Source organism: Lysinibacillus sphaericus (assembly GCF_015844675.1).
GTDB classification, from domain to species: domain Bacteria; phylum Bacillota; class Bacilli; order Bacillales_A; family Planococcaceae; genus Lysinibacillus; species Lysinibacillus sphaericus_E.
Map to the genome: position 1 here is coordinate 96,621 of NZ_LDGC01000005.1, position 19,924 is coordinate 116,544.

Sequence of the window (19,924 nt, forward strand, 5' to 3'; positions counted from 1 at the left end):
CCTCCAATCACAATTCATTTAATGAAATAAACTTGATATTGCCTTCACCTTGTACAGTTACGAATTTCTTCATTACCTCAACATGGGCATTTAAAAAAGCCGCAAATCCGTCAATTTTACGGTAGCGACTTTGTTTAGTAGGCATTTTATTTTTGTTTCTGTCTTCCACAAGAATGACATTATTAGTGTACCAACGGAATAAACGGTTGTTATTGAAGATTACATTTCCATCTATGAAACGTTCTTTTGCATCATCTAATGCCGGACCAAGTGTTATAAATCCTTGACGAACGACCTCTGTAATAAAACCATAAGCTTGTAGCATTTCGACTAAACCAAATGCTTTTGCTGGATCATACATTATTTTTTCAATAGAATATTTTTTAGATTGTTCTACAAACCAATCATAAACATATTCCTTTTTCACGTATTCTCCAGGAACAATTGTTAATAGTCCTTCTTCTTGCAAACTGTAATAATCAATTTTTTCATTATCAGCATCAACTTTAGCTTGTGGAACCCAAGTGTGTCCTAACAAAGCAACTTCACCAGTTTCTAGTATTGGCCATTCAAGATATGCACTTGTATGGTCCTCACTGTCCGATAAGTCGAAACCTCCGACAGCTACAGAAGTTAATGTAGAGTAATCAATCGTTTTATCATTACGTTTCAAAACTTCGTAGTCCAAAAACGAAGCTTCATTACTACTCACAAACTTATTAAAACGCTTCGTAATAAAGTCATTACGTTCTGATGGTGTACGTTTTGCTTTCTCCCAATCTTCGATCATGTCATTAAGTTTGATTGAAACACCCATATTCGGATTTGCTTTAATCCACATCTCGGGTTTATCAAATTCATCAACACTATCTAACTCAGCAATATAATAAAACGTTCGTTCGTCAACTATGTCACCATTTAATACATCTGCACCTTGTTCGTAATAGTTCACAAGTGGACCATCTAATTGATAGCCTGCAGTTGTAATGTAAATGAGTAACGGCTGTGTACGACTTTGACGACTGTTCTTAATAACGTTAATTAATTTGTAATCCTTGTATTCATGGATTTCATCAAATACCCCAATATGCGTGTTTAATCCGTCTAGCTTTTCGCTATCGCTCGCTTGTGGCTCAATCTTACTGAAAGTAGCATCAAAATGAATCGCATCCCTTAAAGGTCTAAAACGTCTTGCTAACGCTGGAGAAGATTTAACCATCGCTTTCGCTTCATCGAATAATAAACGAGCCTGTTTCATACTGTTTGCAAGTAGTACAACATCAGCACCGTTTTCTCCATCTTTAGAAGCTCCGTAAATCGTCACTCCAGCAATTTTAGTAGTTTTCCCTTGCTTTCTGGCAACGAAAATAAGCGCCTCTTTGAAGCGCCTTATCTGCGTATCTTTATGAACCCAACCGAAAATAGTTCCTAAACTAAAGTGCTGCCAAGCTTGCATTGATAGTTGTTTAAAAGCACCTTTGGAAGGTTTACAAAATTTCTCGATAAATTCTATAGGCCTATGTGCTAACTCTTCATCGAAAATCCAAGGGAAATCATCTGTGCCTTGACGTTCTAAATCACTTAAATGACGTTCACATGCTTGTATAACCTTCTTACAAGCTACAATTTTGCCCTCCGCAACTTGCTTTGCATACCAGGTAGTTAATAGAACTGGAGAAGGCTTTACAACAATAAATAAACCATCAATTTTAGAAATTGTCGAATCCATCATCAGTATGACCACCACCCAACTTAAACTCCTTACGTTGAGCAGGCGTCAAACCTAAAGATTTCAGCAAATTGTTCAAAGTTTGAACCGTCTTAGTTAATTCAATCGAAAGAGGATTCTTGATGTAATTTGTTGCATTTGCTTTATTGGTGTGCTCCATCATCAACGGCATCTTTTTCAACTCGGTTTGCATACGTTTGTAAAATTCAAATGTCTCAATATATAACGTGATCAATTGTTCATCGGATGGTTGATAACTATCACCTAAATAGCTCCGCAACAAATCCCTTGTAACTTCTTCCATCAGTTACCCCCCTTTCATAAATTCATCCGAGTTGCAAACGAAGGGCCATCACCGATTCCAAGCCATTGAACTAAAAAGTTAGATGGTAGGGGGCTATACCCTAAAACATTTCTTTATTTTGTTTACTTACTACAACATCAATCTTTGAAGAAATATTTGTTTGTTCTTTCTTCGATTGACCATGAATTTTATTGTGATGCATATGGCAAATGCTCGAAAGATTATCAAGCTCTAAAGCCTTTGTGAAGTCATCTTTCACTTCAATGATGTGATGCACAACATCTGCTTTGCGTATTTTCTTTTCTTTTAAGCATTCAACGCATAAGTAATTGTCACGTTTGAGTGCTAATTCTCTGGCATTTGCCCATGCTGTTGATTGATAAAATAATTGTCGTTCTCGATTACGTTTATGTTTGTTGTAATAACGATTGCTTTCGTTCATATATTGATTAGTCGCTGCCTTCTAATCTTGTTGGTAACTCTGATTCACTTAGCTTTGCAATAGCTGATTCAACATCTTGCATTACTGTTAGTGTTTGGTTACGTTCACTGGTACGTTCTGCTACTTCAACCCTTGCACGTTCAATACGTTCATCCAATCGCGCAACCCTCTTCTCAAGATATATCTTTTGTTCTTCCAGAATTTGAATAGCGTTCATTGTTCATCCCTCCACAATTAAATACTCACTATCTTCTAAGACACTATTAACTAATTTCTTTACGACACTTGGGCCAATCTCATTCATTTCGTTTGGTGTTGTATTACCTACCATATCAATTGACAGCGTATCAAGTTTGCTAACAGTTTCTTCTCCACATAGTTTGATAAGTACTTCAATACCTAAACAATCAGTAACCATTGATATTAATACAATCTTCTCTTCTTTTGTAAGTTCCACTATTCAGTCCTCCACAATCAATAATAGTTTGCTCATTAGCTTTTATAGTCTGTTTAGCTTTCGACTTTACATCTTCAAGACTGCATCAAACTCTGCCCTATCGGTTACTAGTACATGCCAGCGCTCCTCGGTATCTAATGTTCCTGAGATACTTGGTCACCCGTAAACTAGTCCAGTATTATTTGTATGGCTGTTTGATACAGTCTTCAAGGCATAATAAAAAGCACCTCGTTTGAGATGCTTGCTTCAAGTATTATTAAAGTACTCTACGGAATTTAAAAGTTCCTATTGGTAAATTGGCAGCTTCTGAAATCTTCTGGTTGATGATTTGAATTTCCTCTAAATTATCTCCATAGATATCTTCTTCAATATCAATTTCAACGGTATGTCTTTCTTCGCCATTTTCAAAAGTATAGTATTCAACTAACATGAATGCACCCCCTTATACACTAATCATAGTGGGAATGGAATGATATGTCACTATTTGAAATATGAATGATAATAAAAAGCCACACCTTGTTAGATGTGACCTCGGTTAATACCCTAATTTAAAATATGACTTTCTACAAAGTCAATTCCATCAACTGTAATTATTAATGCTGTCGTACTAGTACTGCTTTGCTTCTTAACGAATCCTTTGTTAATGAGGTACGTGTATGCAAGCTCTGTTTCAGAATCCGCAACGATATCTTCAGTTTTCATTCTTAGGTAACGAGATTTGTCCTTGTTTTTAAAATAGTGTTCATACAAATTAATTAATAAATGGATTCGTAAATCTTTTCTTTTTTCAACAGTTTCTTTGTTCATTAAAACACCTCCTATCAACCTAATCATAGATTAACAGGAAACATTTGTCACATAATGTCATTTAAAAGAGACTACCAATTAAGTAGCCTCTCATACTTGTTTGCGAAACACACGTACTAGCGAACGTGCTTATATTTGTAATGCAATTTTGTTTACGCATTTCCGTGCGCTTTTGTTATTACTTCACAATATCAATTTACTACACTTTTTAGCGAACTTCCCTGGTGTTAACAAGTTCACTTTTTCAACACATGCAATTTTTCTATATAACCTACATATATTTCACAGCCATTGTTTAACTCGAAATATATTTCAAAATCATCCGTAAGACAATCTAGTTCAGAGAATACTTCCATATCCTCATTTATAAGCCAGTCACTTGCATCTCTAAAGGTTTTGAATAATCCTTTACTTTCTTTATACACTACTCGTTCCGAACCTTTTTCGTATGTTTCGATATGAGCCATGTAATACACATTGTCATGTATATCTATCACACCCAACCAATCCTTTCAGCGGTTTTATCTATTAGAATGTTACGTTTACGCAATACTTTGTGACGTGAAATATACAACTTGTCAGCTATGTCTTCCCACTCGTAACAGCCGTCTTTATCCCAATAACGCATGTCTACGATTGTTCGCATATCCTCGTCAAGCTCACTGTATAGGTCTTCCACAGTCTTGATGATGCGTTTTAAATTTTGATAATAAGCATCATTTGCAAGTACCATTGCTTTCTTAGATGTTGTATCAGAAATCGTATTACTACGACCACCAACCATTTCACCGCCTTGATTATGTGGATTTAACAACTCCCATTCTCGGTACTTTAATTTCTTCTTATATTGTTCGTATTCAATCCAATATTTCTCGATGTTCTGTATTTCACTACGCGATAACGTAGGCATGTGCAGCACCTACCTTGTTTCTTAATTTTGAACAGTTTTATCGATCACCATCGGCTCACCTATGGTTACCTAGATTATTTTAAGTTTTCCTCTAATAATTTAATTAAAATAATGACTGTTGTTTGAAGCCATACTCTGCAGCAAATGGATTAATCCATAAAACCTCAACTCTTGATTTTCCTGCAACAGGCTTTCCTAATTTGGTCTCTTTTGTCCAATCTTTAAGTAAATCATTATAAAGTTCACTGTCATAACCTGATAGCAAAACTGGACCTGAGTGTTTTAATAAATGATCGATCAAATTTTCATGATCTATATCAGTCATTTCATTTTCATAAATAGCACCATTTCTTGTAGCTGCCACATAAGGCGGATCGATGTACATTAATACATTTGGCTTGTTATATCGTTTTATAAGTTTGGTAGCTTCTATGTTTTCGATTTGAACATTTTTTAATCGATCAGCTACTAACAATATATCTGCAGGTAGGTTGTTCCACTGTCTTAAATGATGATATTCATCCATAGTTCCCCTACACTTCCAACCAGAGATCGATCCTGTTTTTACCCTAATGGACTGCCAACATCTGATCAAAAACCTTCTTGCCTTTTCAATATCGTCTTCAGCTTCAATATGAGAATCGATGTATTCTTTTCGTGAATATGGTGTCCAACGGATCACTCGTGCTAACTCATTTGGTCTTTCACGAATAACACGGAACAAATTGACTACATCACCATCCAAATCATTGATCGTTTCAACCTTTACTGGTTCTTTATTAAAAAGGACAGCGCCAGATCCGAAGAATGGTTCTAGGTAGGTTGAATGTTCTGGCATATGGCTTATGATCCACTCAGCCAAACTCCATTTTGAACCAGGATAATGTAAAATTCGCGGCACGCCCATAATATAATAACCTCCTTCCTTTCTACTGCACCGTATCTACACGCTTTTTACTATCCTCAACATTGAAGCTTTCCGGATAACGCATTTTCAATTTATCAATGTTCATTTCACAGATTTCTTCAAGTGATGAGTCGTAAAACTCAGCCAATACTATCAAGTTTTTGATTAACATTTTTAATGCTATTTTAACTTTGCTTGAATTTAATTCATGACGATGAAACACGAATTTCTTAACTTGTTCTGAAACCTCACCTGATAAGATAAGGATTTTATCGATTAACTTTTCCTTTGTACCTTCCGCATAATAATTAGGTAGTGACTCACTGTCATATGTTTCACCTAAGAAGGTTAATAGCCCAAATGCATAATGTGCAACATCACCAATCTCTTTCAAAATCGCTTCACGATCATTAACAGCACTTAAGACCTCAGTACATTCACCAAGTAGGCCAAGAGCGTAATTTGTTAAGCCGTGTTCTATATGAATATGGTTTTTTGGCTCACCATCTAATGGCATTGTTCGCTTTGATAACTCTTGAAATTTATTTAGTTCCATTTTGCAGTTCCTCCAGTAGCTCGGGATTTTCGTACACATTACCTACATACGTAAACGTGTCGTCATATTCAATGACATCCGAAAGTAAATCTGCTCCATGATAAAATGCACCATTTTCGAAAGTAACTGCTTTTATATGTTCTGTTTCAAACGTTGTATGACCAGATTCAGGGTCGTGCATATCATGATGAAGTGTGTACTTGTATAAATCACCTTTATAAATTTCACGACCATTGTTATCCTTTAAGCCTGTGAATTGTATTACCTCAAAACGTTGTTTTTCATAAAAGAAAACATCTTCAATTGACACTGCTCTATCACCCTCAAATAATCCAAAACAAGGTGATTCATTTAGTTGAAAATACATTTTCTTATTTTCTTTATCCCACGCTCGAAACTTAGTCTCTTTCATTCTGCATTTCCTCCATTTTCTGTTTTAAAACTGTCAAATAAACAAGTTCATCCATTAATTCTTGTCTTGCATGCTCAATCCATTCGATTGCCGTATAGTCCATTGGATTGACCGTTGTACCGTATTTCGCTAGACCTTTAGCTGTTTGATTTTCAAGTAAATCACGTACTTCACGTAATACTGGATTTGCTAAGATTTGTTCTTCAATTGTCATGCTTTTAACCTCTTTCTACTTGTACGTTCGATTTCAATGTTGTTCGCTTTCTTCCAATTTTGAATAGTACCCGGTGACACATTGCATATTGCAGCAATTTCTTTATCAGTTTTATTTGCACGTTTTAATTTCAAATATTGTTGTTCTGTTAATTGAACTTTTGGATTTTTAACGGGTATTAAATCATTTAAATCAATGATGCCAGACTTTCGTTCATTCACTAGATTGAGTAATAGTTGACCGTAAACAGTAATCTCAGCACAATTCGGACAGCTATTAAATTCAATGGCTGTTTGACAATTACACTTGTCCGAAAGTACATTGATTTTCTTCAATATCTCCCTACGTTTCTCAAGCATTTTTGCGTTCATCTATATCCCACACTCCTCTCTCAATCCAGCCTTCGTTTAAATACTGTTGAACATATTCAAAATCGTAAGGTATGGAAATACTCACTTCGCATCCATCTACCGTCATAAACATCTCGATATACTTTGTAAATGGATTGGGTATGGCCCTCCACAATCTACCTTGTGGTTTCTTACTTTTCACCGACTGAACAATAGGAATCCCATTGCGCATGTTCACGATGGTTAGAACGCCCCTCTCTTTAGGTAGTTCTTCATTTGGTAATAGAAATGATAGTAAATAAAATTCCCACTAAACTTATTATCTAAGTAAACAATTTCAAAGCCGTAACGAGCCTTGAAAGTATTTAACGAGCCGAGTAATGCAAGTGGGTCGTATTTACTTCTGTAAGTTCCATTTAGTATTTTTTTGTAGCCTTCTGGATCTTCTAGTAACAATGTGAAAGGAATATCCTGCGAACGAATTAATTCGTTTTCAAAGCGTGTACGTTCGTCTTTCCCAAGATTTCCGACAATCTCATCTACACTAGCTTTACGTTCAACTCTGCTGTTTAAATAAATGTCTCGTGCAATGCCCAACTCTTCATTTTTAGGAATCATCGCTCCATAATCACCAGTGTCGAGCTTTTTTAATTTGATTGGCACATCCTTGCTGCGTAAATAATCCATGATATGGCCATTTACTTGTTCGCGAGTATCAACCACGATTGTTAATGTTTTTAGGATTTTGTTTAGTTCGGTATCTGTGTAATGGTAGTGAATCATTCTCTCACCGTCATTTCCTGAATATAACCGTAATAAAATTCAGTACCGTTATCTAATTCAAAATACAATGTGCAATCGCCAAATAAAAATGAAGATTCAACATACAATGGTTCCAATTCTTTTTCGTTCATCAAAAATTCTGTTGCCTCTCGGAATGTTTTAAATAAACCTTCTGTATCTTCAAATAAAACTACATCACGATTTTCATAATGTGTTTCGCCATGAATAGCTAGGTAATATTTCAATTCGTTTAACCTCCTTGTTTTTGCTTACCACAATAGCCGTACAGACGTTCTATTTACGAGTTTGATATATTTATCATCCGTCCTCTAAAACGTCTTAAAACGTCTGTAAATCACTTATTTCGATTAGCGTATAAAACAGCACTTTCATGCAATTTTTTCTTCATGGCATTTGAAGCTTCGTTTTCGTATTGTCGATAATCTTCGTAGATATCGTTCCAACCGTTTTTAGCGAGTTCCTCTTGCCACTCCATGAACAGCATCAATGCATCAACGTCCGCGCATATCCATTCATTGAGCTTAGGTTTGTGTTGCCATCCACAAGCTTGATGCACCATCATTCGCATGTGTTTATCGATTCCGCTAGCTTCTTCCCATGATTTGAACCATTTTTCTATTTCACCGAATATCGGATCAGCAGCCTTTAATACTTCCTCCGGCACCAACTTCGCATTTTTAAGTGACAATCTACCATCCGATTCATCACGATATATTTCAGCTCCACTTTTCCAAATCATCGATAGAACATGAAGGGTTTTCAAAAATACCACTTCCTTACAATTCAAGAGTTACTTATTTCTTCAAAAACACTGTTTTAACCCCTGTTAATTAACTTAGTTACTTTTAAGTAACTCGCTTGAAGCTTACAGCCCCAACAGTTCGAACGTTTTTAGTTAAAATTGTTACTTGGAAAGTGCATTACGCTCTTATATATATATATTTATATTTTTTATTTTTTTATTAATATAAAAACAAAATAACAAAAGTAACTATATAACTATAAAAACAACTCTAAACCGTTGATATGACTAGATTTCAGAGAGGTACAAAAGAGAGTTACTTTTTTAACTCAAAGTTACTAAACTAGCTTAAATGACGTATTTTCGCCCTCTAAAGTAACTGTTTTTTCTTCAAAAGTAACTCCTTGTGGCGCTCGCTCCTGTAAAGTAATACCAGTGAAAAAGTTTTTATTTCCTGCACCACGTTCTTTTTTAAACCCTTTTGTTTCCAACATTCGGTAAAAACTACGATTACTCACTGTACGTTCACCCGATTTATAACCGAAACTGTCATAGACGCTATATAATTCCTTAGCTTCGATCTTGATGTTTTCGTTGTCTTTGTCTACATAACAACACTCAGCTAAAAACGGCCCAAGAATGTCCATATCTTCTTTATAGTTACCTGTCGCTTTTGCAACTACCTTTGGCTCGATTAATCCATCCTTCTGCCACTTTAAGCAGCCTTCAATGGCCCAGTTGAGTATTCCACTCATTTCAAGTGAAAGCTTTTCAGGTAGCTTTTTATCACGCTTATGCGCTGGTAAGTTTAAATCAAATGGAATTAATTTAACCCGGCGCCATATACCTTCGTCCAGACCGCCGATGATCGGTTTATGATTCGTTGTGAAAAACACTTTAAATTCCGGAATGTACTCAAAGTATTCTTGTCGTAAAAAGCGAGCTAGTACGGGCTCACCGCCTGTTATTTGCTTTACAAATGATTCCGATAGCTTTTCGCCTTCCTCACTTTCAATTGCCGATACAAAGCGAGATCCTACTAACCTAGCAATATCGTTGTTGGCACCAGTTTCTTTCTTTTTGATAAATGTATCCGATTTAGCTTGCTTGCCATATTCGCCTACAAGGTCTTTAATCGTATTGATAAAAGTTGATTTACCATTACTACCACCGCCAACCAAGAACATCATAATTTGCTCTGAAATATCTCCAGTAAGGCTATAGCCAATTAATCGCTGCATGTACTCCGTTAGCTCTTTATCGCCTAAAAATATTTGGTCTAAAAATGCTAACCAGTTTGGACATTTTGCATTTTCTTCATAAGAGATATTTGTGATTTTTGTGAGTTTCAAATCTCTGTTATGCGGTTGTAACTTTCCATCTTTCAAATTCACAACACCATTTTCAACATTCAACAAATATTTGTGTTGGTCAAAGTCACTACGATCTCCCGGAACTAATACTTTTAAATCCTTAATGGCACTTTCGCGTACATTATGCTTTTCACAATGTCTAGCCCATTTTTGTTCAATTTCATCTTCTGATTCACCAAGCTTACGAACGACTTTCGCTACAATGCGGTGCAGTTTTCCTTTTTCGTCATACTCCCAATACTTGCCGTTCCAGATGTACCAACCAACCGATGGAATATAACGAATGATGTGACCGTATTCGTATGCAATGCGCTCAGCGTTTCCTAAATCGGTCAATTTGAATTTACGTGCAGGCTTCTCTACTTCTTCTGCCACCACATCATCACTGTGGAAGCTGAATGAAAATTCGTTGTCATTTTGATGGTCCAATACAGTAGTTGTAGTGGATGAAATGGCTTCAGCAATCGTTCTTTCTCCGTATGTTTCACCAGTATCGCTATAATGAATTCTGTCCCATTTATCTCGCATCAGGGCTGTTTCCCTAAACATCGAATCCATTCTTGATGAGCTTTTACCTGTCCAGAATGCAAGATGGTTACATAAAGCTAGATCACTTGATGAATGGTCATCATTTATCAATTTACCGTCATGCAATGCTCGGATTTCGTCGCCCGATTTACTTCGGAACATTCGCTCCCACAATGCGTCATTTGAAAGTTTTATTTCGTCCTTTTCGAACTCCGCTAGGTTCACACGTCCCTGTACATCACTGTCGTCAAAATACTTTTCTAAGATCTCGGCTACTTCTTCAGTTCGTTCATAAATTTCGTTTGAGTTTTCACGGTTCCCTGAAACTGTAAAATAGCGTCCATATTGATAGATTTCTAAACCATGCTTTGCACTTTTACGTCCAGTACCAACAATAGACTGTGGAAGGCTACCTTTGATGATGATATGAATGCCTGTTCCTGATACGCTAAATTCAGTGTAACTATCTAATGTATCAATGATTTCTTGAGCAAAAGTGTTAATTATAGGACTTACTTTTTCAGTATCATCCGCTGCATACGAAACGCATTTATCAATATCAATTCCGATGTAGCTATCTTGACGCGAGAATACGAAGCCTATCCCATCTGCATTAGATTCAGTATAGAATTTAGCTGCAGTCGCAAATGTTGACCATGTTCGACGGTCGTTTGAGCGAGCCTCATTACCGTCAACTTGAAATGGTATTTTTGTATAACGCCCGCCTTTTTCTTCTGCCTTCCACAATATCCATTGAGGTAGCATGCGTAATTCAGATGGTATTTCGTTAAAATTAATTGGTATTTTCATATTTTTCACCTTTGTATCTCAAACCTTTGCGAAACATCGGTGCATGATTTTCACGAATAGCTTTAACTATCCAATGCGGTTTGCGATAATACGTTTTTGTCCCGACTTTGTTACATACTGCGGTATGAACTTTATACCGATTCTTTTCTTGAATACCGAACATGAAAGTTTTAGTTTTCGTATTCCAAATTCCGTAATAACCAGTGCTAGGGCTAACCTTCACTTTTTCAGCCATTCACCTTTCACCTCTTTTACTTCTGCTTTACCTTTATACACAAGCGTTTCTTTGGTTCCGCATACAGCACAATGCATTCGTTTGGTTTGATAAAATTTATCGACCACTGTTACATGACCGCAACCTGTTTTACACTCATACTGGTGAAAAACTTTATCAGTCATTTAACCACCTCGTTTACTGTTTTTGGGTATAAAAATAGAGAAGTCCGCCTAAAACAGACCTCTCTATTAAGTTTTATTTAAAACGGAAGATCATCTTCTCCAACTGTGATTGGCGCATTTGGTGATTGAGGTGGATTTACATCTGACGCGTCGTAATACTTCGCTTTAGCAGCTGTACGTTTTTGTTTTACACCATCAACAACTTTGTCATATTCTTCATGTTTCACAGTGATTTTCAGATTTTTGTTGATAAACTGTTTTGCCATGTCATCCGGTGAATTGAAAGGATGTCCGTCCGCAAATCCGCAAGCTTTAATTAAACTATTTACAATCTTGATTGATACCTCATGTTCGAAAGTAAACGTGTTGTATAAGATTTTTGCGCCCTGGTGATTCTGCGGAACATCACTACGAATCTCGAAGTCTACCGAAAGTTTCGGTTTTCCTGCTTGTGTGGTACCAGGTTCGGCATTCACGATAACGGCTTCGTATTTCCCTTCTGCTACTAATTCAAATGCTACGCTTGCATTAGATTCATCAAATTTAAAGAATGACATTATTTATTTCCTCCTGTTGTTTCGTTATTTGTGGATGGCACATCAAAAATTTCATTTTGTTTGCAGCCTTTTCTATTATCAAGTTGATTTTTTGCATAAATACTGTTCGTGCCTTCTAAAACAAACCCTCGTTCACCTTCTGCGTTAATCATTAAACGACCAACTACATCACATAACCCTAATACGTTATTGATGATTTTTTGGTTGATTTGTGGATACGAACGGTTGTAATGTGTGCCATCTGAAGCTGTGTACATATCTGTTGTTTCCCAAGCTGTAAAGACGATACGATCCGCTAGGTTTTTCATCCATCTGAATGAATTAACAACCCGGAATTGCATTTTTTGATAATCACCTTGAGCTGGCACACCTTGGTTTTTTCCGATGTACCCAAGATTTGATAACAAGCAACGTTCTAATTCAGATACATTGTCAATGGCGATGTTGTCGTACTGACCTTTAATAGTTTCTAAATGAAGCAATAATGCTTGCCAAAAATCCCAAGTGTTTTGATTATCAACATAAATAATGTCGATATTCGGATTACCTTTTAGTACATGACTTGTACGGTCTACATCAAGCACCAATGTTTTCCCAGGTAGGAAGTTTAGCGTGTGCGATTTTCCTAATCCCGGTGGGCAATATGTTAAATACGTCTTACCAGGCTTGTCTGAAATTTTGCTAGCATTGTGAGTGCTAAAGTCGAATTGTTGTGTCATGTCCTCCACACTCCTGCTCTATTAAAATGGTAATTCCCCATCAGGAACATCTTTTTTCTCTTCATCCTCATTCTTCTCTACGAATGGATCTTCGAATTCCAGCAATTCTTCATCAGCATTTTCCACTTTTACACTGCCATCTGAATCGACTGTATATGGTACACCTTCATGCATTTCCTCCATGTTCATTTGGCCGTCTGGAGCATCATTCTTCGGTTTACCTTCCATTACTTCTTTAGGTGTGCCATATTGATAAGTTAGATCAACCAAGAAATATTGACCGTATTTGTTGTATTTTTCGCTGATTTTATTCATAATCAGTGCTTCGTTTTCTTTAGCAGCTAATACAATTTCCTCTGCTTCTTCGCGAGTATCTGCATAGTGTTGTTCTTTTTGATTGAGTAATTTTTTCAAGTTTGAATCCTCCTATATTTCCACTTTAAAAGTAGTAGTTTGTGGTTTAACTGCGACACCTGGAACAACTTGACCGTTTCCATCAACGATTATTTGTTCACCGTCTTTTTCAACGACTTTGAGTGTTTTCTTCAAATCTGCCCATTTAAGTTTTGGTACCTTTTCAACAAATGGAAGATTATTTTCTTCCACAAATTTTATAATCTGTTCTTCATTTTGCTGGTCAGGTTGTGCTTTAGATGTTGTCGATTTCGATTTACCGTATGGCGTAGATAACGTTTTTTTCTTTGGATCCTCAACCAAAACTTTCGTATGGTATTCAGCTATAAGATTGTGGAAGAACTGAATACTTTCATTAATTCCTTTGCTTTCACGTTGTTCCCAAGAATCAATTCTTTGACGTTCAGAATTAGCAACCGTTTGAATTTCTTTTAGTTGAGCATCGTATGCATGTACTTTGCGTAGTGCCCAATTCAAACTATCTAAATCAGTTATTTCAAATGTTTGTCCAGTTTCTTCTGCATCACTTAATACATAGCCGTCAAGTTCATCGAGTTCTTCTGTTAATAATGGATTCATTATTAATCCTCCCCATAAATAGCGTTAGTGTCGTTAATGATTACACTCAGCTCTCTTGCAGAACGCGAATTGATAGATGTTAACATACTTTCTTCAGAGTAAACTCCTGATTCCGCAATTGTTCTATATGTTTTATCTTCTGTCTCATAAACTATCTGCCCAATTGCTAATGTCGGCTGCACCGCCTGTTCAAACTCACTTACATTTAGACCTAGCGCTCGTCCTAGTGCAATAGCTTTTCCAATGTGTTCATTGAATACGTCAGTTGGTGAACATATTGCTCGATTGATTAAATCTGGTTTGTTATCAAGTCGTTTACCATTAGGATTAGTTAAGAATACTAATGCAGTGACTTTATTGTTTTTTACATGTATATCAACGTTATAGAAGTTTTTTCTATAATACGTGTGTCCTTTATCAACTTTTGGAGAATGTCTGTTTTTGCCACGTTCGATAAGTTGTTCAACAAACTCCTTCGCCTTCTCAATAACCTCAGCACGTTGTTGATTTGGTGTTAGTGGTTTGGATTCGATTAGTTCGTAAACATCTGTTGTTTCAGGTCTGCGGTTATGATCATGTGTGTAAACACTGTAATCACTTCCTGAATCCCCTATAAATCGAGGATGCCCGTTATATTCAGTAGTAACTTTATATGGTTTATTAGTAGTTGAATGGTGTAAATCTGTATCATTTATACGGAATATCACCACATCTCCAACTTGCGCTTCACGATCAACCTTGCGATATTGCTTACCTTCAAATTCAATGATGTCCTCCACAGTATTAGTTGTGGAAGGCCCAATCGATTTCTTCCCACGTAATTCATGTATAATCAGCTTCAATTCAGCTACTTCGTTTTCTAAAACTTCTACACGTTGCTCGATAAACTTTGTCATTGACCTTCAACCTCGCAATCAATCGTATTTTGAAGATTTTGCAGTAACTGCGGTATATTTAAACGTTTCACCATATCAGCATTCAATTGTTGTTGTAAATTTTGTTCTAAGTTGCTTATTAATGATTTTTCGGCTTTATCTTTAGCTTCACGAATCATATCTGATACTTTGCCGTTAAGTTCTTTTGCGATAAAGTCGCGTGTTAAATACTCTGTAATCGAATATTTAGCATCGTTTCTATAATCCGCCTTACTACCCCGTTCCGTAAGTGTCTTTTCTGTCATGGCGTTTTCGAAACGTTTTCCAATAAATTCAGTTAAAGGAATGTAAGTCACTTCAGAACTCCAACTAGAACCTTTCGTCGGAATCTGAATTGCACCGATTTGTTCTGCTAATAATTTTTCAACAAAAACGTCTGCGATTTCTGTTGCTTGTCGTTCTACTTTTTCAGCGATTGAGTTACCTAATTTTTGTTCTAAGTTAGCAACTAAACGATTTTGCAAGCCTGAGATAACTTGTTTTTGAATTTCTTCATCCAAACCTGTTTCTTCATCTAACCAATCTAATTCGATTTCGATATTAAACTTTGCCATTACAATTCCTCCTGTGGTACAATACCAGTGTCATTTATAAAGTTTTCACGCTCGCCATTGGTTGCACCCTTTGACGAGTTTTTTTGTTCCTCGATTTGTGCATTCTGCACGTCTTCGATGTCTCTCCAGTAATCCGATTCTCTATCGTATACATCAGCGTGTGTGTAGCCTATACGCATGGAATCACCTACTGTAAATCAATTTCATTAATTAGTTTTTTAGCACCTTCAACACTTAGAACCAATTTGCCACCTAGTAGAACAAAATTATCGTCCGATACTTCACCAGTAACAGCACATGCCATATTAGGCTTGTACTTCTTCAAAATAATTTTGTCACCATCGATAAAGATTTCTAGTGGATCACCATTTTCAATCCCTAATGTGCGACGTAATTCTTTTGGAACTACCACACGTCCTAAATCATCTACCTTACGAACAATTCCAGTTGATTTCATTACTCATTCACTCCTTAATTTTTATAAAATCTTCTTTGCATCAAGTAACCCTTGTCTGTAAGCTTCTTTCGCTTCAATATGATTAACCAATTGACCATTTACTGTATTCGCATACGGAGAAATTCGTCCTTTGTAGTAGCCTACCTTTAATTCTTCTGCGGTTACAGGTGCATCATACCGAATAACGCGTTTGCTGTAGTCTGTTTTCGGTGCGTACTTCTTTTTCGCGAAGTCCCAGTATCTACGTTTCGATTGTGTATAAATAGTTTTTCCATCTCTATCCTTGTAACACCAATCGTCGTACTCAGGGCCGATTTCACTAGCTCCACAACTCTCACAATGGTATGGCCCACACTGCACATGACCAACACCGACATCGACCGAATCTGCGTATGTTGTACCTTTACAATAAGGACATGTTCCAATAAAATCTGACATCACTCATTCACCTCCATTCAATCTTGTGCTGCACGTTTACGCGCCAATGTTTTTAGTAAAGTTGTATACAATGCATCTTCTAACGGTTGTCCTTCAATCCTGTGGATGCCAAGTTTATTCAGTTGCTGAATGACTGCTTTGCGTTTCAGTTGCTTCACCATCGACATTTGCGTAATAGCCCTCCGTGTATGCTTTGACTTCTTCCACCGTATCGATGATGCCAAATACTCGCTGTTGTAGAAGTTTGTATTCACGTTGTTTACTTGATAGATGGCTATCAAATGGTAAGTTTGGTTCACTTTCCATCGCATCTATAGCAATATCTAATAGTTTGTTATTCTCCTCTTTTTGCATATCCTCCAAGTGCTTAATTAGCCTGTTGTTGCCTTCCACAATTCTTGCTTCAAGCTCTGGATATTCCAATGCTCCGTCTAAGTCTTCTATAGCAAGATGTGGTGATGTATCGTATTGGCTTTGTGACTTATCGACAAAGCGAGTTTCACGACCATTTTCGTCCTTTGCATAAACTGATAGAGCCTTACCTGTTTCACGATAATGAATTGATAGAACCGATAACTTTGTACCTTTAACATTTAATACTGCTTTCATTCTCTCAACCTCCAAATAGTTTGATAGATTTACTTTTGACGTACTGCTGCACCATTTTTAATTGCATTGCTGATTAAAGCTAAACGTTTCTCAACCGGTAATGCTAACCACTCTGCTACTTTGATTTTCATTTAGTTCACCTTCTTTCACAGCTTGTATATTTCTCTTTCAGACTGCGCTATTTTGCGCAATCTCTCTTATTAACCGTTATAGAGTTAACAGTTAAATCACGTAGTGCAATTTTTTTACCATACTTTTTAGATAGGATACTTTCCACAATAGGAATCAATTTACGAATTTTATCCTCGGATATTTCAAAACCTTCCACAATCCTCCCTCCTTTTTATCAGAATATGTCGAATGAGCTTGTCTGATTAAAAACACATCCCAATATCTAAATTGTGCAAGTTACTTTTTCGGAACTACAGAAATTCTGTAGTTGACCTGCAAAAAAAATAATTGTGTCAAACGGAACATTCACATGTTTCATAAACAAATAAGCTTGATCCATACGGAAGATTCGTCTGTATTTTTCATACTGTATATATGTTTTCTCAGACATCTTCATCTTTTTAGCCATTTCTTTTTGAGTTAATCCAGCTAAAATACGGGCTTGGTCTAATGTGTATTGCACATCTGCTCACCTCCTGCATTTAAGATACTACAGAATTTCTGTATTTTCAACTCTTAATGGCATAATTTCTGTACTTATTGGATAAAATGATATTAAAGTTTCAGTTTTACTGTACTTTTTTACAGTTTAAATATATAATATAGTCAAGGAGGAGATACATAGTGACTGTAGGCGAAAAAATAAAAGTATTACGTAAGCAATTAAAATTAACTCAAGATGATTTAGCAAAGAAATTAGGTGTAGCACCTACCGCTGTTTCTGCTTGGGAACGTAATGCTAATAAACCTTTAATGGATAAAATCATGGTGATGGCAGAACTTTTCAATGTACCTTTCACACATTTTTTTGAAGTAGATGAATATGACGATACATATGAAGTGAAGCTTCCTCTCTATGGAAATGTTTCATGCGGAGAAGGATTATTGGTTTTTGAAACACCTACAGAGTATCGAGCAACTCCTGAAGATTGGATAAAAAGTGGAGATTACTTTTATGTTCGTGCAAGTGGCGATTCAATGATAGGTGCAAGGATCTTTGACGGAGATATTTTATTTATGCGAAAACAGGAAGAAGTTGAAAATGGAGAAATAGCAGCTGTTTGTGTAGATGATGAAATTGTATTGAAAAGAGTATTTAGAACAAATGGTAGCTTTATTCTTCAAAGTGAAAATCCAAATTATCCTCCAAGAATCTTCAACCCTAAGACGGATAGAAACGTTCGCATCATTGGTAAATTAGAAAAATTAATCGTTGAATTTTAATACAGTATTTAAATAAATCAGGAGCAGACAATTGTTTGCTCTTTTCTTATATAGACCAAAGGAGAACTGTGGCATGAAATGTATATCATATGTACGTGTATCAACAGATGAACAGGCAAAAGAAGGTTATAGTATAGATTCTCAATCTGAATTAAATAATAAATTCATCGAATCACAAGGGTGGGAACTATTTGAACATTATATAGACGATGGTTACAGCGCAAAAAATTTAGATAGACCAGCCATGCAACGTTTAATCACAGATGCAAAGAACAAAAAATTTGATGTTGTTGTATTTTACAAATTAGACCGACTAGTACGATCTGTTAGCGATTTAGATAATTTACTCAAAATTTTCGATGCAAACAATATTGCTATTAGATCTGTTACAGAAGCATTTGATACAACTACAGCAATTGGTCGCTTTTTAATTACCCTTGTTGCAGCAATGGCACAATGGGAACGTGAAACAATATCTGAACGAGTTAGTATAAATATGTTGCAAAAAGCAAAGATAGGTGAATGGCCAGGTGGGATTCCACCATATGGATATAAATTAGAAAATGAAAAATTAGTAATTGATGAAGAAGAATCTAAAATAGTAAGAGAAGTTTTTAAACTATCCAAGACATTGGGGTTCTATTCAATAGCTATACAACTTACAAAAAGAGGGATACCCTCTCGCAATAAAGGAGAATGGCATGTAGATTCTGTGCGAGGAATAGCTAATAACCTTACTTATGCCGGTTATATTAGACATAATGAGGGCGGGAAAAATTATAAAAAACCTCCACGTGAACAAACTTTTTATGAAGGTATTCATGAGCCTATCATTGACCGTGATGAATTTTGGTCATTACAAGATACTCTGGATAAACGCCGAACATTCGGTGGTAAACGTGAAGTAAGTGACTATTATTTTTCTAGCATACTTGTCTGTAATCGGTGCGGAAGTTCCATTTCAGGACACAGAGGTGGAAAAGGTCGAAAAACATATAGATGCTCAGGTAAAAAAGCAGGTAAATCATGCACGAGTCACATTTTCTTAGAAGAAAGTTTAATTAAATCAGTATTCCTATATCTAAATGATTACATTAAACGTTTAGATTATTATGTTGAGGATATTAAAACAGATGAAGATCATACAATTGAAATAACGAACGAAATTAAACAAATCGAAAAATTATTAAAGAAAAAAAAAGTAATGTATGAAAATGATTTAATGGATATAGATGAATTAATAGCTGATACACAGGTTTTGAGAGAGCGCGAAAAAGAATTGAAAAAAGAATTATCAACCATACAAAATGCAAAAGATGATAATACTGAAATATTGAACATCATTAAAAATATAGATACACTTTGGCAAGACGCTGATACTTATGAACGTAAAGCTTTAATGACTACAATTTTCAAGAGAATTGTTGTTGACACAAAAGATGATTACCGAGGTAGTAAATATCCTCGCGAAGTAATCATTGTTTCTGCAAAATAATAAAATGTCTTGTGTTGGTGGAGGAACG

At 36.0% G+C, this 19,924-nt stretch carries 35 protein-coding genes; 2 read left to right on the forward strand and 33 right to left on the reverse strand.

Annotated features, from left to right (window positions below):
* Nucleotides 1-7: 7 nt before the first annotated feature.
* The 33 genes from ABE34_RS02125 to ABE34_RS02290 all read right to left on the reverse strand — a co-directional run bounded on the left by ABE34_RS02125 (nt 8) and on the right by ABE34_RS02290 (nt 17,640).
* Nucleotides 8-1,729 (reverse strand): terminase large subunit, encoded by a 1,722-nt coding sequence (locus ABE34_RS02125; protein ID WP_241747067.1) that lies wholly within the window; start codon nt 1,727-1,729, stop codon nt 8-10.
* Nucleotides 1,710-2,033, reverse strand: coding sequence for a P27 family phage terminase small subunit (locus tag ABE34_RS02130; RefSeq protein WP_197140094.1), 324 nt, complete (start codon nt 2,031-2,033; stop codon nt 1,710-1,712). Before ABE34_RS02130 ends, ABE34_RS02125 begins: the two co-directional genes overlap by 20 nt.
* Nucleotides 2,034-2,133: 100 nt before the next feature.
* Nucleotides 2,134-2,475: an HNH endonuclease gene (locus ABE34_RS02135; protein WP_197140095.1), complete on the reverse strand. Its 342-nt coding sequence runs from the start codon at nt 2,473-2,475 to the stop codon at nt 2,134-2,136.
* Between the two features lie 7 nt (nt 2,476-2,482).
* Nucleotides 2,483-2,632: a hypothetical protein gene (locus tag ABE34_RS02140; RefSeq protein WP_197140096.1), complete on the reverse strand. Its 150-nt coding sequence runs from the start codon at nt 2,630-2,632 to the stop codon at nt 2,483-2,485.
* Nucleotides 2,633-2,695: 63 nt separating this feature from the next.
* Nucleotides 2,696-2,932 (reverse strand): hypothetical protein, encoded by a 237-nt coding sequence (locus ABE34_RS02145; RefSeq protein WP_197140098.1) that lies wholly within the window; start codon nt 2,930-2,932, stop codon nt 2,696-2,698.
* A gap of 256 nt (nt 2,933-3,188) precedes the next feature.
* Nucleotides 3,189-3,362, reverse strand: a complete 174-nt coding sequence (locus tag ABE34_RS02150; protein WP_197140100.1) for a hypothetical protein — start codon at nt 3,360-3,362, stop codon at nt 3,189-3,191.
* 113 nt (nt 3,363-3,475) lie between these two features.
* The gene (locus ABE34_RS02155) at nt 3,476-3,739 is read right to left on the reverse strand and encodes a hypothetical protein (RefSeq protein WP_197140102.1); all 264 of its coding nucleotides are present in this window, start codon (nt 3,737-3,739) and stop codon (nt 3,476-3,478) included.
* A gap of 236 nt (nt 3,740-3,975) precedes the next feature.
* Nucleotides 3,976-4,236, reverse strand: a complete 261-nt coding sequence (locus ABE34_RS02160; RefSeq protein WP_197140104.1) for a hypothetical protein — start codon at nt 4,234-4,236, stop codon at nt 3,976-3,978.
* Nucleotides 4,233-4,649: a DUF722 domain-containing protein gene (locus ABE34_RS02165; RefSeq protein ID WP_197140106.1), complete on the reverse strand. Its 417-nt coding sequence runs from the start codon at nt 4,647-4,649 to the stop codon at nt 4,233-4,235. The genes ABE34_RS02160 and ABE34_RS02165 overlap by 4 nt, the downstream gene beginning before the upstream one ends.
* Before the next feature lie 103 nt (nt 4,650-4,752).
* Nucleotides 4,753-5,556, reverse strand: a complete 804-nt coding sequence (locus tag ABE34_RS02170) for a DNA adenine methylase (RefSeq protein ID WP_197140108.1) — start codon at nt 5,554-5,556, stop codon at nt 4,753-4,755.
* A gap of 22 nt (nt 5,557-5,578) precedes the next feature.
* Nucleotides 5,579-6,112, reverse strand: a complete 534-nt coding sequence (locus ABE34_RS02175; RefSeq protein ID WP_197140110.1) for a hypothetical protein — start codon at nt 6,110-6,112, stop codon at nt 5,579-5,581.
* Nucleotides 6,099-6,524, reverse strand: coding sequence for a YopX family protein (locus tag ABE34_RS02180; RefSeq protein ID WP_197140112.1), 426 nt, complete (start codon nt 6,522-6,524; stop codon nt 6,099-6,101). Before ABE34_RS02180 ends, ABE34_RS02175 begins: the two co-directional genes overlap by 14 nt.
* Entirely contained in the window at nt 6,511-6,738 is a 228-nt protein-coding gene (locus ABE34_RS02185) for a hypothetical protein (protein ID WP_197140114.1), read from the reverse strand. Before ABE34_RS02185 ends, ABE34_RS02180 begins: the two co-directional genes overlap by 14 nt.
* A complete protein-coding gene (locus tag ABE34_RS02190; protein ID WP_197140116.1) occupies nt 6,735-7,109 on the reverse strand; it encodes a helix-turn-helix transcriptional regulator in 375 nt (124 codons plus the stop codon). The genes ABE34_RS02185 and ABE34_RS02190 overlap by 4 nt, the downstream gene beginning before the upstream one ends.
* Nucleotides 7,090-7,326: a hypothetical protein gene (locus tag ABE34_RS02195; protein WP_197229827.1), complete on the reverse strand. Its 237-nt coding sequence runs from the start codon at nt 7,324-7,326 to the stop codon at nt 7,090-7,092. The genes ABE34_RS02190 and ABE34_RS02195 overlap by 20 nt, the downstream gene beginning before the upstream one ends.
* 5 nt (nt 7,327-7,331) lie before the next feature.
* Nucleotides 7,332-7,871, reverse strand: coding sequence for an ERCC4 domain-containing protein (locus ABE34_RS02200; protein ID WP_197140120.1), 540 nt, complete (start codon nt 7,869-7,871; stop codon nt 7,332-7,334).
* The gene (locus ABE34_RS02205; RefSeq protein WP_197140122.1) at nt 7,868-8,116 is read right to left on the reverse strand and encodes a hypothetical protein; all 249 of its coding nucleotides are present in this window, start codon (nt 8,114-8,116) and stop codon (nt 7,868-7,870) included. The genes ABE34_RS02200 and ABE34_RS02205 overlap by 4 nt, the downstream gene beginning before the upstream one ends.
* Nucleotides 8,117-8,226: 110 nt before the next feature.
* Nucleotides 8,227-8,655: a hypothetical protein gene (locus ABE34_RS02210; protein ID WP_197140124.1), complete on the reverse strand. Its 429-nt coding sequence runs from the start codon at nt 8,653-8,655 to the stop codon at nt 8,227-8,229.
* Nucleotides 8,656-8,972: 317 nt separating this feature from the next.
* Nucleotides 8,973-11,345 (reverse strand): phage/plasmid primase, P4 family, encoded by a 2,373-nt coding sequence (locus tag ABE34_RS02215; protein ID WP_197140126.1) that lies wholly within the window; start codon nt 11,343-11,345, stop codon nt 8,973-8,975.
* Nucleotides 11,329-11,580, reverse strand: a complete 252-nt coding sequence (locus tag ABE34_RS02220; RefSeq protein ID WP_197140128.1) for a hypothetical protein — start codon at nt 11,578-11,580, stop codon at nt 11,329-11,331. Before ABE34_RS02220 ends, ABE34_RS02215 begins: the two co-directional genes overlap by 17 nt.
* Nucleotides 11,565-11,744: a hypothetical protein gene (locus ABE34_RS02225; protein ID WP_197140129.1), complete on the reverse strand. Its 180-nt coding sequence runs from the start codon at nt 11,742-11,744 to the stop codon at nt 11,565-11,567. The genes ABE34_RS02220 and ABE34_RS02225 overlap by 16 nt, the downstream gene beginning before the upstream one ends.
* 77 nt (nt 11,745-11,821) lie before the next feature.
* On the reverse strand, nt 11,822-12,301 hold the full coding sequence (locus ABE34_RS02230) for a DUF669 domain-containing protein (protein WP_197140131.1): 480 nt from the start codon (nt 12,299-12,301) through the stop codon (nt 11,822-11,824).
* Complete coding sequence (locus tag ABE34_RS02235) at nt 12,301-13,020, reverse strand: AAA family ATPase (RefSeq protein ID WP_197140133.1); 720 nt, start codon at nt 13,018-13,020, stop codon at nt 12,301-12,303. The genes ABE34_RS02230 and ABE34_RS02235 overlap by 1 nt, the downstream gene beginning before the upstream one ends.
* A 21-nt stretch (nt 13,021-13,041) precedes the next feature.
* Nucleotides 13,042-13,434 carry an organic solvent tolerance protein OstA gene (locus ABE34_RS02240; protein WP_241747064.1) on the reverse strand — a complete coding sequence of 131 codons (393 nt, stop codon included), beginning with the start codon at nt 13,432-13,434 and terminating at the stop codon, nt 13,042-13,044.
* Between the two features lie 12 nt (nt 13,435-13,446).
* The gene (locus ABE34_RS02245; protein ID WP_197140135.1) at nt 13,447-14,013 is read right to left on the reverse strand and encodes a host-nuclease inhibitor Gam family protein; all 567 of its coding nucleotides are present in this window, start codon (nt 14,011-14,013) and stop codon (nt 13,447-13,449) included.
* A 2-nt stretch (nt 14,014-14,015) separates the two neighbouring features.
* Nucleotides 14,016-14,909, reverse strand: coding sequence for a hypothetical protein (locus tag ABE34_RS02250; RefSeq protein WP_197140137.1), 894 nt, complete (start codon nt 14,907-14,909; stop codon nt 14,016-14,018).
* Nucleotides 14,906-15,502: a hypothetical protein gene (locus tag ABE34_RS02255; RefSeq protein ID WP_197140139.1), complete on the reverse strand. Its 597-nt coding sequence runs from the start codon at nt 15,500-15,502 to the stop codon at nt 14,906-14,908. Before ABE34_RS02255 ends, ABE34_RS02250 begins: the two co-directional genes overlap by 4 nt.
* Nucleotides 15,502-15,681: a hypothetical protein gene (locus ABE34_RS02260; protein WP_197140141.1), complete on the reverse strand. Its 180-nt coding sequence runs from the start codon at nt 15,679-15,681 to the stop codon at nt 15,502-15,504. Before ABE34_RS02260 ends, ABE34_RS02255 begins: the two co-directional genes overlap by 1 nt.
* 8 nt (nt 15,682-15,689) lie before the next feature.
* On the reverse strand, nt 15,690-15,959 hold the full coding sequence (locus tag ABE34_RS02265; protein WP_197140143.1) for an AbrB/MazE/SpoVT family DNA-binding domain-containing protein: 270 nt from the start codon (nt 15,957-15,959) through the stop codon (nt 15,690-15,692).
* Between the two features lie 21 nt (nt 15,960-15,980).
* The gene (locus ABE34_RS02270; protein ID WP_206700833.1) at nt 15,981-16,397 is read right to left on the reverse strand and encodes a hypothetical protein; all 417 of its coding nucleotides are present in this window, start codon (nt 16,395-16,397) and stop codon (nt 15,981-15,983) included.
* A gap of 114 nt (nt 16,398-16,511) precedes the next feature.
* Complete coding sequence (locus ABE34_RS02280; RefSeq protein WP_197140149.1) at nt 16,512-17,006, reverse strand: hypothetical protein; 495 nt, start codon at nt 17,004-17,006, stop codon at nt 16,512-16,514.
* A 178-nt stretch (nt 17,007-17,184) separates the two neighbouring features.
* The gene (locus tag ABE34_RS02285) at nt 17,185-17,334 is read right to left on the reverse strand and encodes a hypothetical protein (RefSeq protein ID WP_197140151.1); all 150 of its coding nucleotides are present in this window, start codon (nt 17,332-17,334) and stop codon (nt 17,185-17,187) included.
* 66 nt (nt 17,335-17,400) lie between these two features.
* Nucleotides 17,401-17,640 (reverse strand): helix-turn-helix domain-containing protein, encoded by a 240-nt coding sequence (locus ABE34_RS02290; RefSeq protein ID WP_197140153.1) that lies wholly within the window; start codon nt 17,638-17,640, stop codon nt 17,401-17,403.
* A 161-nt stretch (nt 17,641-17,801) separates the two neighbouring features.
* Between ABE34_RS02290 and ABE34_RS02295 the strand changes: the two genes are divergently transcribed.
* On the forward strand, nt 17,802-18,401 hold the full coding sequence (locus tag ABE34_RS02295; protein ID WP_197140155.1) for a S24 family peptidase: 600 nt from the start codon (nt 17,802-17,804) through the stop codon (nt 18,399-18,401).
* Between the two features lie 73 nt (nt 18,402-18,474).
* Nucleotides 18,475-19,896, forward strand: a complete 1,422-nt coding sequence (locus tag ABE34_RS02300) for a recombinase family protein (protein WP_197140157.1) — start codon at nt 18,475-18,477, stop codon at nt 19,894-19,896.
* Nucleotides 19,897-19,924: the final 28 nt, after the last annotated feature.

Excerpts from the sequence above, each read along its gene's own strand:
- ABE34_RS02125 (WP_241747067.1), bottom strand. The coding sequence starts at position 1,729 with ATGGATTCGACAATTTCTAAAATTGATGGTTTATTTATTGTTGTAAAG.
- ABE34_RS02130 (WP_197140094.1), bottom strand. The coding sequence starts at position 2,033 with ATGGAAGAAGTTACAAGGGATTTGTTGCGGAGCTATTTAGGTGATAGT.
- ABE34_RS02135 (WP_197140095.1), bottom strand. The coding sequence starts at position 2,475 with ATGAACGAAAGCAATCGTTATTACAACAAACATAAACGTAATCGAGAA.
- ABE34_RS02150 (WP_197140100.1), bottom strand. The coding sequence starts at position 3,362 with ATGTTAGTTGAATACTATACTTTTGAAAATGGCGAAGAAAGACATACC.
- ABE34_RS02155 (WP_197140102.1), bottom strand. The coding sequence starts at position 3,739 with ATGAACAAAGAAACTGTTGAAAAAAGAAAAGATTTACGAATCCATTTA.
- ABE34_RS02165 (WP_197140106.1), bottom strand. The coding sequence starts at position 4,649 with ATGCCTACGTTATCGCGTAGTGAAATACAGAACATCGAGAAATATTGG.
- ABE34_RS02170 (WP_197140108.1), bottom strand. The coding sequence starts at position 5,556 with ATGGGCGTGCCGCGAATTTTACATTATCCTGGTTCAAAATGGAGTTTG.
- ABE34_RS02175 (WP_197140110.1), bottom strand. The coding sequence starts at position 6,112 with ATGGAACTAAATAAATTTCAAGAGTTATCAAAGCGAACAATGCCATTA.
- ABE34_RS02180 (WP_197140112.1), bottom strand. The coding sequence starts at position 6,524 with ATGAAAGAGACTAAGTTTCGAGCGTGGGATAAAGAAAATAAGAAAATG.
- ABE34_RS02185 (WP_197140114.1), bottom strand. The coding sequence starts at position 6,738 with ATGACAATTGAAGAACAAATCTTAGCAAATCCAGTATTACGTGAAGTA.
- ABE34_RS02190 (WP_197140116.1), bottom strand. The coding sequence starts at position 7,109 with ATGAACGCAAAAATGCTTGAGAAACGTAGGGAGATATTGAAGAAAATC.
- ABE34_RS02200 (WP_197140120.1), bottom strand. The coding sequence starts at position 7,871 with ATGATTCACTACCATTACACAGATACCGAACTAAACAAAATCCTAAAA.
- ABE34_RS02215 (WP_197140126.1), bottom strand. The coding sequence starts at position 11,345 with ATGAAAATACCAATTAATTTTAACGAAATACCATCTGAATTACGCATG.
- ABE34_RS02220 (WP_197140128.1), bottom strand. The coding sequence starts at position 11,580 with ATGGCTGAAAAAGTGAAGGTTAGCCCTAGCACTGGTTATTACGGAATT.
- ABE34_RS02225 (WP_197140129.1), bottom strand. The coding sequence starts at position 11,744 with ATGACTGATAAAGTTTTTCACCAGTATGAGTGTAAAACAGGTTGCGGT.
- ABE34_RS02230 (WP_197140131.1), bottom strand. The coding sequence starts at position 12,301 with ATGTCATTCTTTAAATTTGATGAATCTAATGCAAGCGTAGCATTTGAA.
- ABE34_RS02235 (WP_197140133.1), bottom strand. The coding sequence starts at position 13,020 with ATGACACAACAATTCGACTTTAGCACTCACAATGCTAGCAAAATTTCA.
- ABE34_RS02245 (WP_197140135.1), bottom strand. The coding sequence starts at position 14,013 with ATGAATCCATTATTAACAGAAGAACTCGATGAACTTGACGGCTATGTA.
- ABE34_RS02250 (WP_197140137.1), bottom strand. The coding sequence starts at position 14,909 with ATGACAAAGTTTATCGAGCAACGTGTAGAAGTTTTAGAAAACGAAGTA.
- ABE34_RS02255 (WP_197140139.1), bottom strand. The coding sequence starts at position 15,502 with ATGGCAAAGTTTAATATCGAAATCGAATTAGATTGGTTAGATGAAGAA.
- ABE34_RS02260 (WP_197140141.1), bottom strand. The coding sequence starts at position 15,681 with ATGCGTATAGGCTACACACACGCTGATGTATACGATAGAGAATCGGAT.
- ABE34_RS02265 (WP_197140143.1), bottom strand. The coding sequence starts at position 15,959 with ATGAAATCAACTGGAATTGTTCGTAAGGTAGATGATTTAGGACGTGTG.
- ABE34_RS02270 (WP_206700833.1), bottom strand. The coding sequence starts at position 16,397 with ATGTCAGATTTTATTGGAACATGTCCTTATTGTAAAGGTACAACATAC.
- ABE34_RS02280 (WP_197140149.1), bottom strand. The coding sequence starts at position 17,006 with ATGAAAGCAGTATTAAATGTTAAAGGTACAAAGTTATCGGTTCTATCA.
- ABE34_RS02300 (WP_197140157.1), top strand. The coding sequence starts at position 18,475 with ATGAAATGTATATCATATGTACGTGTATCAACAGATGAACAGGCAAAA.